Annotated in this window: 10 protein-coding genes; 3 read left to right on the top strand and 7 right to left on the bottom strand. The window is 40.9% G+C overall.

Going from position 1 to position 16,979, the window contains the following annotated elements:
- Nucleotides 1-139: 139 nt before the first annotated feature.
- From ACS8FC_RS04715 to ACS8FC_RS04695, 5 genes are all read right to left on the bottom strand, one after another.
- A complete protein-coding gene (locus tag ACS8FC_RS04715) occupies nt 140-2,248 on the bottom strand; it encodes a hypothetical protein (RefSeq protein ID WP_439260724.1) in 2,109 nt (702 codons plus the stop codon).
- Nucleotides 2,249-2,295: 47 nt separating this feature from the next.
- The gene (locus ACS8FC_RS04710; protein ID WP_299216135.1) at nt 2,296-2,760 is read right to left on the bottom strand and encodes a hypothetical protein; all 465 of its coding nucleotides are present in this window, start codon (nt 2,758-2,760) and stop codon (nt 2,296-2,298) included.
- Between the two features lie 244 nt (nt 2,761-3,004).
- Nucleotides 3,005-5,095, bottom strand: a complete 2,091-nt coding sequence (locus ACS8FC_RS04705; RefSeq protein WP_439296004.1) for a hypothetical protein — start codon at nt 5,093-5,095, stop codon at nt 3,005-3,007.
- A gap of 512 nt (nt 5,096-5,607) precedes the next feature.
- Entirely contained in the window at nt 5,608-7,653 is a 2,046-nt protein-coding gene (locus ACS8FC_RS04700; RefSeq protein ID WP_439296003.1) for a hypothetical protein, read from the bottom strand.
- 43 nt (nt 7,654-7,696) lie between these two features.
- Complete coding sequence (locus tag ACS8FC_RS04695; protein ID WP_439296002.1) at nt 7,697-8,167, bottom strand: hypothetical protein; 471 nt, start codon at nt 8,165-8,167, stop codon at nt 7,697-7,699.
- Between the two features lie 940 nt (nt 8,168-9,107).
- Between ACS8FC_RS04695 and aceE the strand changes: the two genes are divergently transcribed.
- Together aceE and ACS8FC_RS04685 are read left to right on the top strand one after the other, a co-directional pair.
- Nucleotides 9,108-11,924 (top strand): pyruvate dehydrogenase (acetyl-transferring), homodimeric type, encoded by a 2,817-nt coding sequence (gene aceE, locus ACS8FC_RS04690; RefSeq protein ID WP_299216120.1) that lies wholly within the window; start codon nt 9,108-9,110, stop codon nt 11,922-11,924.
- Nucleotides 11,925-11,948: 24 nt separating this feature from the next.
- A complete protein-coding gene (locus ACS8FC_RS04685) occupies nt 11,949-13,691 on the top strand; it encodes a 2-oxo acid dehydrogenase subunit E2 (RefSeq protein ID WP_439296001.1) in 1,743 nt (580 codons plus the stop codon).
- 157 nt (nt 13,692-13,848) lie between these two features.
- Here the strand turns inward: ACS8FC_RS04685 and ACS8FC_RS04680 are convergent, their stop codons facing one another.
- On the bottom strand, nt 13,849-14,481 hold the full coding sequence (locus ACS8FC_RS04680; protein WP_439260729.1) for an OmpW/AlkL family protein: 633 nt from the start codon (nt 14,479-14,481) through the stop codon (nt 13,849-13,851).
- Nucleotides 14,482-15,305: 824 nt separating this feature from the next.
- On the opposite strand from ACS8FC_RS04680, the gene ACS8FC_RS04675 reads away from it, so the two are divergent.
- Nucleotides 15,306-16,286, top strand: a complete 981-nt coding sequence (locus ACS8FC_RS04675; protein ID WP_299216111.1) for an ion transporter — start codon at nt 15,306-15,308, stop codon at nt 16,284-16,286.
- A 26-nt stretch (nt 16,287-16,312) separates the two neighbouring features.
- Here ACS8FC_RS04675 and ACS8FC_RS04670 read toward each other — a convergent pair whose 3' ends face one another.
- Nucleotides 16,313-16,969, bottom strand: a complete 657-nt coding sequence (locus ACS8FC_RS04670; RefSeq protein WP_439260730.1) for a TerD family protein — start codon at nt 16,967-16,969, stop codon at nt 16,313-16,315.
- Nucleotides 16,970-16,979 lie beyond the last annotated feature (10 nt).

The raw sequence follows: 16,979 nt of genomic DNA, 5'->3' as shown, positions 1-16,979 counted from the left end.
ACGTGATTATCCAATCAAATCCAAAAACATAGGGATTGTCTTTGCTTACTTGTAGAGTAATCTAAGCAAAGACAATTTTTGCGTTATCTATAATCTAATTACAGATAACGGTATATAAAAATAAATAATTTACACAATGTTAAATTGAGCCAGGAGCAGCGCCGTCAGGATTAATTTTTACTGAAAATATAAGTGCTGCATACTTCTGTGGGTCTAAGCTTGGTACCGTACCGCTAATAGCAGTAGAGCCTGCCGCTGCACCATAAGTGTTGTTTGCAGGTGAGTCATTTGCATCGTCTACTTCAGCAAGTTTGACTGCAAAAGCAGGAGTAGTGCTAGAGGTCAGTACTTGAGCCTTGTTATTAAAGCGAGCAGTAGTATCCGTTATGATCAGATCGGTGAAGTTAAATCGTGCATCCGACGCTGCAAAGTTATTAAACGCTGTGATCTTATAAACGATACAGTCGCCAGGCTTAGCACCGACATCAGCCTGCGTAAAGACTAGCGACGCATTAGCATCGCAAGTCTCATTTAATGCTTGTTGTTTCACCAGTTTGAGACCTTTGACTACAGTCGTGTTTTCAACAGAGCGCGCACCTGTAGAAGGAGCGTCTTGCCCGCCAACGACTAACGTAACTGTGGTTTTTTCGGTTGAGTCAATAACGGCTTGTGTAGACTCTACTTTATAGTTGATGGTGACACTTGAGTTCGGAGCCATACCAGTCCATGCTGCTCCGCCATTTTTAGGGACGGCCGTACTGAGATCATAATCACCGTTACCGTCTTTTGTGACAGTGTAGGTAACATTAGCAGTGGCTGGGTTATCGTCAGCGTCGTATACCACTTCTACCGTGTTCGGTATTTGAGTGATTTGGTCATTGGCACCTTCAGTGATGGTAAACTTAATCTCACCGAGTTGATCGCCTTCGGTCTCTCTACCTGTATTTCTGATGACAGCTGAATGTGTGACTTGTGTGGTGTCGTCAGTAGTAGTTGGAATACCTCTGGTAGTAGGTGCTGTTATGCTAACAGCACGCTGGTTTGCGACTAAGGGGGCCGCTGAGTCACTACCAGTAGTTGTGCTAACAGTACCGTTCGTGACTTCGCTATCATCAGCAGCTGGATAGAAGTTGGCAGTGTTTTGCTTGGTGTCAGTGCTATCTGTCGTGTCGTAGATGGTCTGGTTTTCACCAAGATTGAGGGTGACAGAAGCATGATTAATGATGTTTTTTGGGTCAGCAAGTGGTTCGGCTTGATCTTTTTGCACATCGAACGTGATAGTGGCTGTTTCACCTGGCGCTAAATTCAGGAGAGTAACTCTGATACTATCGTTTGAATCACTAGTACCTTTACCTTCATTACCCGGTACGATAGTCGCATTATTACTCACACTTAGATTTGGCTGATCTGCTAAACGTAAGCCTTCTGGTAAGCCATCAAAGACAACAATGTTGTTGGCAGCGGCAGCGTAAGGAGCAGTATCGTCATTACGAACCGTTACGGTATAAGTAACCTTAGAGCTTGGATCATTCAAGTTTAGGGTACTGTTTACCTTACTGGTGATTTTGAACACAGCTACTTTAGTAATACTGTTGTCAATGTTCGTCAGTGTCGCTTTGGTAGTATCAGCACCTGTAAAGAATTCACTGGTTGCTGATAATGTTAGATTCTGTGAGTCACCACCGACGTTTCCAGCTGTTTTTGCTGCGATTGAAATGTCAGCATGTTCATTAGGTTTAAGAGTAATATTGGTGTCTTGAAACACAGTGCCAGTAACAGTGGTTGTGCTCTTTAAAGAGTCATCTGCATTATAGATAGTGTAGGTAACATTAGTCGTGTCCAAATCGTATGAGCTGGCATCTTGCGGGCTACCTGGAATAGTACCGCCTTGAGCCAAGTTAAGCTTAAAAGTGTCCTCTACGTTACCTGTGTTGGTTAACGTATGGCTAAAAGTCACTCGACCTTTAGGCGTTACGGGCAAGTCACGGTTATAGTCATCGGCGCTATTACCATCATCGTTTTTAGCCGTTAAACTAAAAGCTGCACTTTGTGTGATGTTGACAGTTACTGGATTGGACTGAACGGCCGTTTGCGCGACAGTGCCTATCTTATACGTTGCACTTGCTACGTTTTTAATAGTAGGGGTCGATGCAGCTGTGGATTCAGCGGCATTAGCGACATTAGTTATGCCAAAAGCTGCTGCAATACCGACTGTTAATACTGAGTATTTAAAGATACTGGATTCCATCCAGAGATTCTCCTGAGTAAAAAAATGAAAAGCTAAGGTCAAAGGGTTTATTTAACGGAGGTATTAAGTGATACGTCAGCTGACTTATTTGCAGGAAGTAATTTGATATTCCAGCGCAGGGCTTTGTATTCAGATAATGGAACCTTGACGACTTTGCCATCTACTTTACGCATAAGCGGCATATCAGCATAATTTTTGCCATCGATAGTCGCTTGTGCACTGTTTGGTTTTGCATCACCAGTGAATGTCATGCTGGCAGGGATAGGCAGGGTTACAGCGACATCACTAATAGGCTGATCGATGATATTGGTATAAGTGGCGCGGTATTGAACGGTTTCACCTTTCTGAGCATTTGACGCTGCGATATAGTTGAACTTACCATCAGCGGTTTTGACAACTTTATTAGCCTGTAACTCCATCTTTAGTGCATCCGCTGCATAAGATATATTGATTAGACATGCAGACACCGTAGTGGCAACAAGAGCATGGCGTAAAAATTGAAATGATTTCATATCATGTTCCTCGTTTGGATAATATCTACATGCAATATTCTTGCCAACTTATAAAAATATAAGTAAAAACAATTGTTTACTATAAGTGCTAGCGGCTTTTTCTACATTTTTATTCTTACAAAAAATTTATAAGTAAACACTAAAGAACCGATAAACGACGTTTATCGGTTCTTTAATGGATATAAGAGAATATTTAACAAGCTATAGCTTTAGTTTTCCAAAGTAGTAATCGATAAAAGCTTATTTATGGGGTTGTATTTTTGGCGCCATATTTGGTGTTGAAATATAAAGTAGCTTTGGTCGGCTCTGTCGAGGATGCAGACGTTTTTAATAAATTAAAACTATCAGATATGATGGTGCCGTTTTGGCCCATAGGCGCTGACGTATTGGTACTTTTAAATACTGATGAAGGGTTCCCTAGCGGTTTGGGTAGATTAAAGATTGACTCAACAGGAGTGCGCTGTAAAGAGTCGTTGATACTAACCTCATTTAAGTCAACGTGACCACGGTTATACGCTTCCAATTTATAAGCGATACAGTTACCTGGCTCGACATCATTGGCAGAATTGGTACTAAATCCTGTCGTTGGTTGATTGGTAGTGGCAACATTGGGATAGCTGAGCGCGCTGTCACAAGTGTGCACATATTGTGATTTTTTAAGTACCAGTGCGGTGTTGTCTGCTTTTACTTCACCAAAATCAAGATTGCGTGTGATATTGCCTGAGCTGTCCTTTTCGGTTTTGTAATTATAAACATTGGTGACTAGTGCAACTTCTTTAGTATTCACAGTCGTATCTTCACTATATTCCCAAGAGCTTGGCTCAGTTTCGATTAAGCACACTTTTGATCTACCCACTAGCGCATTTGGACTAACACTGAAACTATACCTACCAGTATTGGCTGCTGCACTTGAAACCGTTTGTGGATTTGGTGAGGTAGATACGATATTGTTGCCATTGCAGTCAGTCAGCCTGATTCGTAAACCACTGTCAAAAATACCTGATTCATTGTTGTCAAAGACACCATTGTAGTAATTGCTATTACTCGTAAAAGTAGTCGAAATGTCTTGCTTGGTATTGGCGTTAGCGATGATGCCACCATTGTCATTAAAAACGATACCTGCAAATGTATAACTCAACGGAACAGATGGACTATTGGTGATAGTACAAGTAATCTCGTCGCCATAAGCGGCATTAGCAAGGGTAAATGAACGCGTTTTTGCCGCTGCGTTGTAGTTCATCGCGGTCGTGGGCATGATAGTTGTGCTGCCAGTCATTGCATTACTACATGTATAAGCTGCGTTATAAGTGACGATATCGCCGTTATTTAGATTGTTTGTGACCCGCTCAGTAATGGTATAAGTAGTATTGGTTGCCAGATCTACGACGCCACTATTATCATTAGTAACGACTTGTCCTGAACCAGTCGTTTCAAACGTTTTTAGTGATGTGGCACTATTGTTGACACTGATCGAAAACTGATCGCGATTGATATTAGTGTCATTAACGCGATTGCCATCAAGCTGTTTTTTGACAATAAGTTTGGGAGGCGCTAGGCAGAAGTAGAAGTCTGAATAGCCAATAGCATGAGGGCTATTTCTTTGCGTGAACGTATTGCTATGCTTTAAATTGAGAAGAGCATCAGCAATGTTATAATTCCAAGCAGCGTCAATAGTACATTCTCCACTACCACAGTTCAGTCCTTCACGCGCTCTTACGATATTATTGGCAGTATTAATAGTGTGATAATTGGCATTAGCAGTCAGTTGTCCTTTATTAGCAGAGACATCGACTTGTTCGATATAGGGCACTTGACCAGAGCTGCCAGTTGAATCCAAATCTTGTATTTTATAACCGATTTTACTCACTGACCGATTAACGCTAATATCTAAAGTATGATTAATTCTGGTAGCAGGGGAGTTGTGAATCAAATTAATTGCTGAGGTGGTAGCACCGTTAAGAGATCCATAAATCGGAGGCGTGCCGCCATAGTTACTATTTAAATCTAAAAGCAGCGGAAAATTGATCAAAAAAGTCTTATTACCAGATGATTCTACAAAGGTAAAAGTATTGGAAGGATTGCCCGTCGTCCAATTAAGGGTTTGCGAATTAATCGGACTATACGCTGGTGGGTTTGCGCCAATGTAATACATCTTATGATTCGAAGGACAGCTACCTACTGCGGAGTTTGGAGTCGTTGTCGGCAAAAAGGGATTGGCCTGTACGTTCTGACTGTGTGCGCTTAGCCCTATGAACAGCATGGTAGATGTCGTTAAACCAAGCGCTATTCGAGCACTGATGTATGTTCTATAAATAGTATGGCTGCTTTCTTGCATCTTATTCTCTCGAGGCTAAATTCACTTTAAACATCGTAATACTGAATGATCAAAGTGTTTGTGTCGTAGACGGTAGATTGGCAATTATTAAAGGAAAAAAGTCGCCAAATTCAAATAACTTATGCAAGATATAGGTGCAAGATATATGCCATAAACTAAATATTGACTTAAGTTGACATTAACGACGGTTAGCCTAACTAAATAAGCTAAATTAAATTTAGAAATATAAAGTTAAGTAGAATTACAGCAGTTTGTTTGCTGAAAATTGGCACGTTACGCAAAATCGGTTACGCAAACCTGAAATGTGAGCTTATATTCTGAAAAGAGTATATGTATAACAAAGTGATAGGTTATAAGTACCGATAAAAGCTAGGTAGGAGATTGTGGTTGAAAAACGGACGTTAAAAAATAGGAGTCAGGAAACTAAAGTTGGCGCTACCTTAATATGCGATTAAGGTAGCGCTTTGAGTCTTAAATATAATATGTCTTAGATACAATATATGAGAATTGAGTTAAGGTTGGTTAGTACCTGTCTGAGATATTTTGGCAGAGAAATAAATAGTGCCTGTTTCATTTGCAGCTAAGTTATCGAATGTAGCGACTAAGTTTGGCTTACTATAAGTTGCTGTAGCTGCAAGTGAACTTCCTGATGTCTCAGAACTAAAGTCTTTTTCATACTCGATTTTAGGTGTCTCTAACGTGTCTGTTACTATTAGACCGCTAATCACGTTAGTTGCATCGGTAAAAGTGTTTTCTGCAGTAATTTTATAATAAACGCAGTTGCCAGGCTTGGCTTCACCACCACTGATAGGGTCACTTGTCCAGCTAAGGGTAGTCAAATCTGCTTTACAGGCGGCTACTGCCTGATACTTGAGTAGACTGACGCCTTTCATAGTAGTAGTCGAGCTCACACTGGTGTTAGCAGGGGCAGGGGTGCCAGCAACTGGGCCTTGTGGCAATACAGTAATAGCCATGGTTTCAGAGTCATCGATATTATTTGTGCCACCTGCAAGGTTACTGCCTGAACCATTTGTATTTACTGTTACACCGATCTTTACAAACTCATCAGGCGCTAGGCCAGCCTTGGCTGCTTTATTAAGATCATATCCCTTATCCGTTTTGGTCAAAACAGTTTCGCCACTATCATAGCTACCATTATCATTGGCATCGACAAACACTTCTGCTTCATTGATAGTAATGTTGGCATCATCAACAGTTGGGACAACTGTAAAGTAAACTTTATCAGGACTAGCAGCTTCGGTGATATCTGTCCCTTTATTAGTGATGGTATAGATATAAGTATTGTTTTGGCTGATGAGGGCAACTTCTTTGTCTAGAGTATTGCTCTTAACCGTCAAATTACGAGTCTGGCTACTGGTAGTAATAGTAGCGTTAGAGTTGCTATCTTTACCTTTGTAATTAGTAGCAGTGGTATCTTCGTAGGTTTTTTCAGAGACTGACGTATCTGCATCATCACCTGAGCTGTCAACAAGATCAAAAGAACCATTGCCATCAACATCATCTTCAACGAGTGCATAATTGGTGATATTGGTACCAGTAGCCGGCGTAGTCGTATCTTTTTTTGCACGGAAAGTCACGGTAATGGTCTCATTCATTTTGATATCTTGACCAATAACCGTTATCTCTTTGCCAGTGGTTGAAATATTTGCATCTTTAGCTGTACTTGTACCAGAGGCGACTACGGTAGGCGCTATATAGTTGTCTTCTCCAGTCTTTATAGCCACCAAACCTGCAGGTAAGGCGTCAGTAATTTTGACTGCTGTACCATCGATATTACCTTCGTTTTTCACAGTAATCGTATAGTCAACATAGGCGTTGGCATTGTTGGTATCGAATATCTTATTGTTAAGATTGGTGGTCGCAGACTTAGTAATGGCATAGACAGGGGTGATTGTAATAGCGTTATTGGTATTGGTCGCTCTTTTATCTGCTGTCGTCTGACCTTTATCTGTAAGATATTTACTGGCCGCGATTACCATAAAGGAGGTATTATGACCAATAACCCGATCACTATTTGATGTGGCAGTAATAGTAATATCAGCAGTTTGGCCTGGTTTAAGCGTTATCTTACCACCGATTGCAATGGTCTCAGAGTTACCAACATTGGTGGTACCTTCTTTTATTTGGTATTTAATGATAACGCTAACAGGCAAATTGTCTGATGGTTTAAATAGGTAGATGGTATAGGTATCAGAGATATTACCGTCGTTACTGAGCGTATGGCTAAAGTCCACAGAAGAGCCAGAGCTGGGGGTCGCTTCAATATTTTCATTTATATTGTCACCAATGGTGCCATCATCGTTTTTGGCAACTAAGCTAAACGCGCCTGTTTCAGTCACATTGACGACGACTTCATTTGACTCGGCTTTCTGCTCAGTCGTATTGTTGGCGACAGTATAAGTAGCCGTTGCCTTGTTCGTCACAGAAAAAGCATTCTCTTCGTCATATACTACATCAGCAGCGTTTGCAGCAGTCATACTCATAGCGGCTACAATACCAGCTGTTAATACTGAACGTTTGAACATAGTGGTTTTCATATAAAGAATCTCCTAAAAGTATTGCAAAAAGTGGTTAAAATTATTAATTGATAATAGTATTGAGAGATACGTCTGCCAGTTTGTTGGCAGGAAGCCATTTAATATTCCAGCGTAATGCTTTATATTCGGTCAATGGTACCCTGACGGCTTTGCCATCTACTTTGCGTATAAGTGGTATATCTGCATAGTTTTTACCGTCGATAGTCGCTTGCGCACTTTTTGGTTGTGCTTCACCAGTAAAGGTCATATTGGCAGGAATAGGCAGGGTTACAGCGACATTACTAATTGGCTGACTGATAGTATTGGTATAGGTGGCACGGTATTGTACGGTCTCACCCTTTTGAGCGTTTGATGCAACGACATAACGAGCTTTGCCATCAGCATTTTTTATAATTTTAGTAGCTTGTAGTTCCATCTTTAATGCATCAGCTGCTTGAGCGGTATGAAAGAACGCTGTAGATACTATCGTGGTTGTCATTAGTATTCTTAGATAACGTTTGGCAGCTATAATCATAATTAACTCCTTTCTCGACTTGTTGATACCGGCATTACAAAAGCCTTGATATGGTGTAAATCTAGCTTTTCTGAAAATACGAATAACTTTATTGCCTTTCTACAGACAAAAGGTATACGTACATTTCATGTTGTAAAATGTATATTTATATTAATAAGACTCGTTAAGTGTCTTTATATAGTTAATAAAGAATATAAACGCAAATTACTGCTATTGCGCCCGAAATCAGATGGATGGAGTTTTGGACTTGTTAAGCGGTAGCGGTTAAAAATCAACCTTATTTAAGTTTTTATTATCAATATTGGGTTCATAGTTCTTTAATTAAAATGATAAAAAGTAAAAATTTAGTTAGATCAAATATAGCTACTACAATTTTCTTTTTTGAATAATGCTACAACCGTTTGCCGCTTGCTCTTTGTTCGATACTAAGGCAGCATTGTTGGCTATAACCCCACCAAATTATTGCTGGTTGACTTGACACGATGAAAATTCCGTCAACTATAGAATAAATACAGTGGATGTCTAAGTATCATTAAGATATAGATACAAAGAACGAAACGTATATTTTGCTAACATTTTAAAAAAAACTAATCGCTATTTATTTACAAAATACTTGTTATGTTGTCATTTCTCTACAGCCATAAACATTTAAGTAATAAGCGCTTATAATGGATGCCTATAATTATTTTATGATCATACCTATAGACATTTTGAGTATGGTTGACAACTGATTTTAACAATCAAAGTAAATATATGATTGATATTGTATTTGTGCTTATTGTTTGTTCAATTACAAAAAAAATTTTTCATATACTTGCATAGGACAATGGAGTGCTTGAGCGCAGCAAGGACGTCGTAAAGTAACCCATCTCTCATCACATATTATTTAATAACCCCCTACCATAAGGTGGGAATGACTGATATAAAAGGACAAACAAAGATGAATTATTATAAGGATGCTGATAGCACCGAAACGCAAGAATGGTTGGATGCGTTTGAGTCCGTCATCAAGCACGCTGATAAAGACCGTGCCCAATTTTTGTTAAAAGCGCTGTATAACATGGGCGTACAAGAAGGCCTACCATTTAATCGCCTTGATACTGCTTATATCAACACCATTGCGGTTGAAGACGAGCCAATGTATCCCGGCGATTTAAGTATTGAGCGTAAGATTCGCGCCTTGATTCGTTACAATGCCTTGGCAATGGTAATGCGCGCTAATAAAAACGATGACGATTTGGGTGGTCACTTGGCCTCATTTGCGTCTAGTGCGACGCTTTATGAGACTGGTTTTAACCATTTCTTCCGCGCTGCTAGTGACCACTTCGGTGGTGATATGATTTACTATCAAGGTCACTCAGCACCTGGTATTTATGCCCGCTCTTATTTAGAAGGTCGTCTGACTGAAGAGCAACTTGATAACTTTCGCCGCGAAGTAGGTGGCAAAGGTCTATCTAGCTATCCACATCCATATTTGATGCCGGACTACTGGCAGTTCCCAACCGTCTCGATGGGTCTGGGTCCGATCATGTCAATTTATCATGCGCATGTGCATCGCTATATGGAAAACCGTAAATTGCTTGAAAAAGAAGGCCGTAAGATTTGGGCATTCTTAGGCGATGGTGAAACCGATGAGCCAGAAAGCTTGGGTGCCATCTCACTTGCTGGCCGTGAAAAGCTTGATAATCTGATTTGGGTCGTCAACTGTAACTTACAGCGTCTTGATGGTCCGGTACGTGGTAACGGCAAAATCATCCAAGAGCTAGAGTCTGTATTCCGCGGTGCTGGCTGGCGAGTGATTAAGGTTATCTGGGGTGGTAATTGGGATAGTCTACTTGCTAATGATGATACTGGTGTGCTGAAACATCGTATGGAAGAAGCAGTCGATGGCGAATATCAGCTTTATGAAGCCCGAACGCCTGACTTCACTCGCGAACATTTCTTTAATAAATATCCTGAATTAAAAGAAATGGCAGATGAATTAACGGATGAGGATCTCTCACGTTTGAACCGTGGTGGTCACGATCCTATGAAAGTGTATGCTGCATTTAGTGAGGCCATGAAAACCAAAGGTCAGCCAACCGTTGTATTGGTTAAGACAGTTAAAGGTTATGGTTTATCCACCACCCAAGCGGTCAATAAATCACATCAAGTTAAGAAGCTTGATCAAGAAGCGTTGGTGTATTTCCGTGATCGTTTTGATTTGCCATTTACCGATGAGCAACTAGAGACCCTGCCATTTTATCGCCCTGAAGAAGGTTCAGCGGAGATGAAGTATCTCAAAGGTCGCCGTGAAGCGTTGGGTGGTCATTTGCCAAATCGCCGTAGTGGTCATATCCCGCTTAATATTCCTGAGTTATCGATTTTTGATCGTGTGCTACAAGGCAGTAAAGGTAAAGAGCAATCGACTACCATGGTATTTGTACGTCTATTATCAGCAATGTTAAAGAATAAAGACATTCAAGACCGTGTAGTGCCAATTGTACCTGATGAAGCGCGTACCTTTGGTTTAGAAGGTATGTTCCGTCAATTGGGTATTTATTCTGCCGTTGGACAAAAGTACACGCCAGAAGATAGTGAAGCCTTGATGGGCTATAAAGAAGCCATCGATGGTCATATGTTAGAAGAAGGTATCAATGAAGCGGGTGCGATGAGTGCATGGATTGCTTTGGCAACCAGTTATTCTGTCAATGCGCTGCCGATGATTCCGATGTATATTTACTACTCAATGTTTGGTTTCCAACGCATTGGTGATTTGGCTTGGGCGGCAGGCGATTGTCAGGCTCAAGGCTTCTTATTGGGTGCAACTGCTGGTCGTACTACCTTAAACGGTGAAGGTTTGCAGCATCAAGATGGCCATTCGCAGTTACTATTTAATGTGGTACCTAATTGCGTGACTTATGATCCTTGCTTTGGTTATGAGCTGGCAGTAGTGATGCATGATGGTCTGCGCCGAATGTATGGCGAAGGTGAGCGTGTTTACTACTACTTGACCTTAATGAATGAGAACTATGAGCAACCTGCGATGCCTGAAGGAAGTGAGGAAGGTATTAAACGTGGTATGTACTTGCTTGAAGACAATGGTTCAACTCAAGTTCAGCTGTTAGGTTCTGGTGTGATCTTGCGTGAAGTCCAAAAAGCATCAAAAATACTAAAAGATGAGTTTAATATCACATCTAACGTATGGAGCGTGACCAGCTTTAATGAGTTGACTCGTGATGGTATGGCTTGTGATGATTACAACCGTTTGCATCCTATGGAAGAAGAAAAAGTCTCATGGGTAACAGAGCAGCTTGCGCCGCACGAAGGTATCGTAGTCGCTGCAACTGATTATATGCGTAATTATTCAGAGCAAATCCGTGCATGGTTACCAGATAACCGTCCTTACACCACGCTTGGTACAGATGGCTTTGGACGTTCAGACACGCGTGAGCAACTACGTAGTTTCTTCCACGTTGATGCAGCCCATATTGTAGTAGCTACACTCAAATGCTTGGCAGATGAGGGCGAAGTTGAGATGCGTTTGGTAAAAGATGCTATTTCAAGCTTTGGTATTGAAGTAGATCAGCCGCCAGCATGGCAGCAACAGCCTTATTATGATCATTTCCCAGATGCACCAGCTCCAGCATCTGATAATGTCCACCCGAAACCTGTACCTGAGTTTGTCGGTGAAGACGATGACGAAATCAGTAATGAAGGCCGTGCTGAAGATCAAGCCGATGCCAATTTACTCAATGATGGTGACGTCAAAGAATAATACCTATAGACAAGGAGAGAAAGGATGGAAATTAAAGCCCCCGATTTGGGTGTCGATAGTGCCGAAGTCAGTGAAATTATGGTACAGGTTGGCGACATCATCGAAAAAGACGATAATATCGTTTTATTAGAATCAGACAAGGCCTCGGTAGAAGTACCGAGCTCTGCTGCTGGTAAAGTGATTAAGGTTAGTGTTGCTGTTGGTGATCAAGTTAGCGAAGGTATGGTACTTATCGAGCTTGAAAGTGATGCGGCAGACGCAACAGATAATAACAGCCAAGACAAATCTGACTCAAATAAAGACAGTGAGGCAAGTAAAGATAGCGATGAAGGTAGTAAAGAGCCAGAAGCTAAGCCTACTGCTGAAGAATCAAGTGAGTCTGAAAGTAATGACAAGCCTGCAGCTACAGCGTCAGGATCGGCGTCTACCTATCAATTACCAGACTTAGGCGTTGATGAAGCACAAGTAGCTGAAATTATGGTTAGTGTGGGCGATACGGTTACCGCTGATCAGTCAATATTACTAATTGAGTCTGATAAAGCCTCGGTCGAAGTGCCAGCACCAGAAGATGGTAAGATTGAAAAAATCTTGGTACAAGCGGGTGACATGGTCGCCAATGGTCAAGACTTTATTATCATCGTTGGTAGTGGCACGAGTGATAGTAGTGACGAGCCTAAAGCCGCCGCATCAACGACTTCTGAAACGGCACGTCCAAATAAGCAAGCTTCGCAAACGTCAGGTGAACCTAAGCAAGCGCCGGTTAAAGCAGATGCTGATAAAGCGAGTGCTGCTACAAATACAGCAAGCAACAAGTTAAGTGAAGCTGAAGTTAACGAAAAATCAGCAGAAGTATATGCCGGACCTGCTGTTCGCAAGCTTGCTCGCGAACTGGGTGTAGACATTACCAACGTAACTGGTACTGCGCTAAATGATCGTATCTTAAAAGAAGATCTGTTCGCACATGTCAATAAGCTGATGACCAACAAACAGCAGGTCGCATCAGCTAGTGATGGTAGTACGCGTGCAAGTTTGCCTGCACTGCCAGACATGAGTAATACTGAAATTTGGGGCGAGACTGAAATACAAGACCTTACTCGTCTACAAAAGGTCTCGATACCGCAGCTTAATTACAATACCTACCTGCCGCAGGTTACTCAGTTTGATGTATCAGATATTACAGAGACTGAAAAGCTACGTGGCGAGCTAAAAGGCGGTATGAAAAAAGAAGGTATTGGTCTGACTATTCTAGCCTTCATCGTTAAAGCAACTGCCTATGCGCTTACTCAGCATCCGCGTTTTAACAGTCATCTAAGTGATGATAATACGCAAATTATCTTGCGTAAAAGCGTCAATATGGGTATTGCAGTAGCGACTGACGACGGTCTGATTGTGCCAGTGATTAAAAATGCGCAAGACAAAGGCATCAAGCAAATTGCGATTGAGATCGGCGAGCTGGCTGTAAAAGCGCGTGATAAAAAGCTTAGCACCAAGGACTTGCAAGGGGCTAGCTTTACGATTTCGAGCCAAGGTGTTTTGGGTGGAACGTCATTTACGCCATTGGTCAATTGGCCACAAGTAGGTATATTGGGTGCTTCTGAAGCAACAATGCAGCCGCGCTGGAATGCGGATAAGCAGACCTTTGAGCCGCGCTTGATGCTACCATTATCATTATCTTATGATCACCGCGTGATTAATGGTGCTGATGCGGCCGTATTTACTCGTTATGTTGCAAGTTTATTGGCTGACCCGCGTCGTATCTTGCTATAGAAAAGCTCATTGAGTAGTTATGAGTAGTATGTTTAAAAGATCGTCTACGGGCGGTCTTTTTTATGGTATTGATATTTTTACACCAATCATCAGACACAAAAAAGCCAGCAATCAAGCTGGCTTTTAAGGTGTATCTTTATCTTATGGCTGCGCTAATTTAGAACTGTTTAACGAAAGCTACGCCATATACCCAAGGACTGATGTCTACTTCACCAATGTCAGTGCCGTTTAAGCTAGCATCTGTTTTAATATCCATGTAACGAGCGTCAATACGGAAAGACTCTGTCTCTGCAAATGGAATATCAAGACCAATATGACCGGCGATACCAACGCTATCATCTAACTCTAAATCGTTGCCATTACCAAGATAGATTCTTTCTTTAAAGAAAGTCGTGTAGTTAACACCAACACCAACAAATGGTTTTACGTTCATTGGCATGTTATAGCCATCGAAGTGATACTGTACAGATAGAGTAGGCGGTAAATGCTGAGTTTTACCTTCAATTTCATTATCATTAGCATCAGTTAAAGTGATGTCATGATGAAACGGAACAGCAGCTAGCAATTCAACCCCGATATTGTTTGCAACAAAGTACTCGCCGCTGACCGTTGGACGAATATCGCTGTCTACATCTACAGAGTAGGCATCATTTAATACTGTACCGTTATCGCTTTTTGGATCAACCATATGGGCGCCAGCAGCAACGGTCCAAGTACCAGCAGGGACAGCAAAAGCAGTAGTCATGGTAAGTGCAGTAGCAGTTGCTAAAACTAGGGATTGTAGTTTCATCGGGTGGTTCCTTGAACTAATAAATGATGGAAAGTAAGTATTCAATGAGGGATTACATTAATTACTTATAAGGAATAATCACACTTATTTTATAAAATGTAACTAACTTGTTTCATTATAATACATATCCCTTACTAAGAGTAGGGCTGTGAAGCGTAATAAGCAAAATACCTGATATATGGTAGTAAATAAGTCTTTAATAGTGAATAACGTCTATTATCTAACCAATAGTATCCAAATATTATTTATAACGTGAAAAGTTAGAAGTAGAATAAGTCTTTAGGATTTATGCAAATTATCTGTGGTAACAGATAAAAGAGTGTTATAGGCTATATATATTGATTTTAGTCGTTATTCTATATTCTTATCTAATATAGATAAGAACATTTTAGACAACGAAAAGATCTATTAAAGTATTTTTATAAAGTAGTACAAGTGACAGGAGCGACAATATATTTATGACTGGCTATTGTAGTAATTCTCCTATGCGTTGTACAAACGCATATTCATTGATTATATTGAATCAAGCTGATAACAGCTGTTCTGAATGCGGGTTATCACTGGTGCCTGCAGCAAGCTCGAGTAGTAGCTCTCGGATGGAACTACAGTTTTTGCATATAAGTTTGGCTATTACTATTATGTTACTACTGGCTTTGATATATATATCGTATGCAAATTTTGTATGATTGATTCGTTTATTGTAGAAGCGACCTTATTCTTCTATACGTAAAATACGTATGTCTGTTCGCTCGTTTAATAAATTAACGATTATATTTTTTACTTTTTATTCATTCAATCACGGTATTTTACCGCATAGGGACGGCATGCTATTCCAATCTATACGGCGCCTGCGTCACTTTGTATATGATGTCTTGCAAAATGATGATCACGATACCTTATTTAGTCGTTATGTTGATTATTTTTTAATTTTTTTGATCATGACCAACGTTGCAGCAGTGATTGCTGAGTCTGTTGATCAATGGTATTACCCTTATCAAGAATACTTTACGTTGTTTGAAAATTTCTCAATTGTGGTGTTCTCTATTGAGTATTTATTACGTTTTTGGAGTGTGGCTGAAGCCAAGCCAGATAATACTACTTGGCGTCAACGCTGGGAGTGGATAAAAAGTCCATCAGCTTTGATCGATTTGATAGCGATTGTTCCTGCATTTTTAAACTTCTTTGTCAGCTTCGATCTGCGTTTTCTTAGAATCCTACGTCTGTTTAGAATCCTAAAGCTCACACGTTATTTTGCCTCAATGCGTATCTTACTAGTTGTTATTAGTAAAGAAAAAGGCTCATTCCAAGCCGTCATTTTTATTTTGATAATTATGATTGTAACGGCATCTAGCGGTATTTATTTAGTAGAAAACCATGCACAGCCAGAAGAGTTTGAATCGATACCCAAAGCGATGTGGTGGGCTGTTGTCACACTTACAACTGTCGGTTATGGCGATGTGACGCCAATTACCAATGCAGGTAAGATATTAGGGGCAATCATTACTATTTTAGGTGTGGGTCTGGCAGCATTACCAGCTGGTATTTTGGCAACAGGTCTCGCCAATGAGCTTGCCCAGCGACGAGATGAGCTTGAGCAACACTTTCGCGAACAGCTAGTAGATGGTGATTTTGACTTAGTGCAAAACCAAGTGATGATTGATAAGATTCGCCGTGAGCTTGGATTGGATAAAGAGCAAGCACAAGATATTGTGTTGCAAGTCCTACGTGAACAAGAGCTTGAGCGCCGCGAACAAGAAGTGCGCAAAAAGAATTTTTGTCCTAATTGCGGAGAGCCATTGGAATAGCGTTTTTCTTGATAACATTGTGAGCTTTAATTGGTGGTATGCAGTGCTGGGATGGGCAAAGCACGTGCAAGCTCATGTGCAACTTGTTGAGCTGCTTTTTGTAGGTCAGTTTCAGAGAGTGGAAGATTTTGTAAGGTTAAGTGCCAATCATCAATATCACGGCGCAAACCTGCGACCCAAACTGCACTGCAATCACGTGGCAGTTGCTTGAGATTGACCTTAAAAGCGTAGTTGCCTTCGTCGTCGCTTAGATGGATCTCACCGGCCTCTATCTTGCCAAAAGGTTCGCCATGATATGAGCTTGCAAGCAACCCTATATGACTGATATGAGATGGAACCTTATCTAGATACAGACGGATCTGTTCTTGATCCATTGGCGCATTGTACAACGCTTGCTCACCACGATCTTTGCCATTGAGACTATCGCCTTGATGACGGATAGACTCAGCTTTATCGCGCAGTTGTTTAAACCAGACCATATCACTGATCGTACAATTCTCGTCGTATAGTATGCAAGCAATATCGATATCCATTGCGCTTTGACTCTTTTTAAAGCGCTTCATTATACCTTTGGATTCGGTTTTAGTAAATTCGTAATTGAGCGAAAAAAACAACATATCGGCAGTCAAGCCCAACGTGCTTAAGCTTTTTGAAAGTAGGGGTGATGAGGCGGTAGATGACATGGTATTCCTT

The organism is Psychrobacter sp. 1Y4, assembly GCF_051847555.1.
The sequence above is the reverse complement of the archived record's forward strand: the minus strand, read 5'-3'. Positions and strand labels throughout refer to the sequence as shown.

Coding starts and splice junctions, on each gene's coding strand:
- ACS8FC_RS04715 (WP_439260724.1), bottom strand. CDS start 2,248: ATGGAATCCAGTATCTTTAAATACTCAGTATTAACAGTCGGTATTGCA.
- ACS8FC_RS04710 (WP_299216135.1), bottom strand. CDS start 2,760: ATGAAATCATTTCAATTTTTACGCCATGCTCTTGTTGCCACTACGGTG.
- ACS8FC_RS04705 (WP_439296004.1), bottom strand. CDS start 5,095: ATGCAAGAAAGCAGCCATACTATTTATAGAACATACATCAGTGCTCGA.
- ACS8FC_RS04700 (WP_439296003.1), bottom strand. CDS start 7,653: ATGAAAACCACTATGTTCAAACGTTCAGTATTAACAGCTGGTATTGTA.
- ACS8FC_RS04695 (WP_439296002.1), bottom strand. CDS start 8,167: ATGATTATAGCTGCCAAACGTTATCTAAGAATACTAATGACAACCACG.
- aceE (WP_299216120.1), top strand. CDS start 9,108: ATGAATTATTATAAGGATGCTGATAGCACCGAAACGCAAGAATGGTTG.
- ACS8FC_RS04685 (WP_439296001.1), top strand. CDS start 11,949: ATGGAAATTAAAGCCCCCGATTTGGGTGTCGATAGTGCCGAAGTCAGT.
- ACS8FC_RS04680 (WP_439260729.1), bottom strand. CDS start 14,481: ATGAAACTACAATCCCTAGTTTTAGCAACTGCTACTGCACTTACCATG.
- ACS8FC_RS04675 (WP_299216111.1), top strand. CDS start 15,306: ATGCTATTCCAATCTATACGGCGCCTGCGTCACTTTGTATATGATGTC.
- ACS8FC_RS04670 (WP_439260730.1), bottom strand. CDS start 16,969: ATGTCATCTACCGCCTCATCACCCCTACTTTCAAAAAGCTTAAGCACG.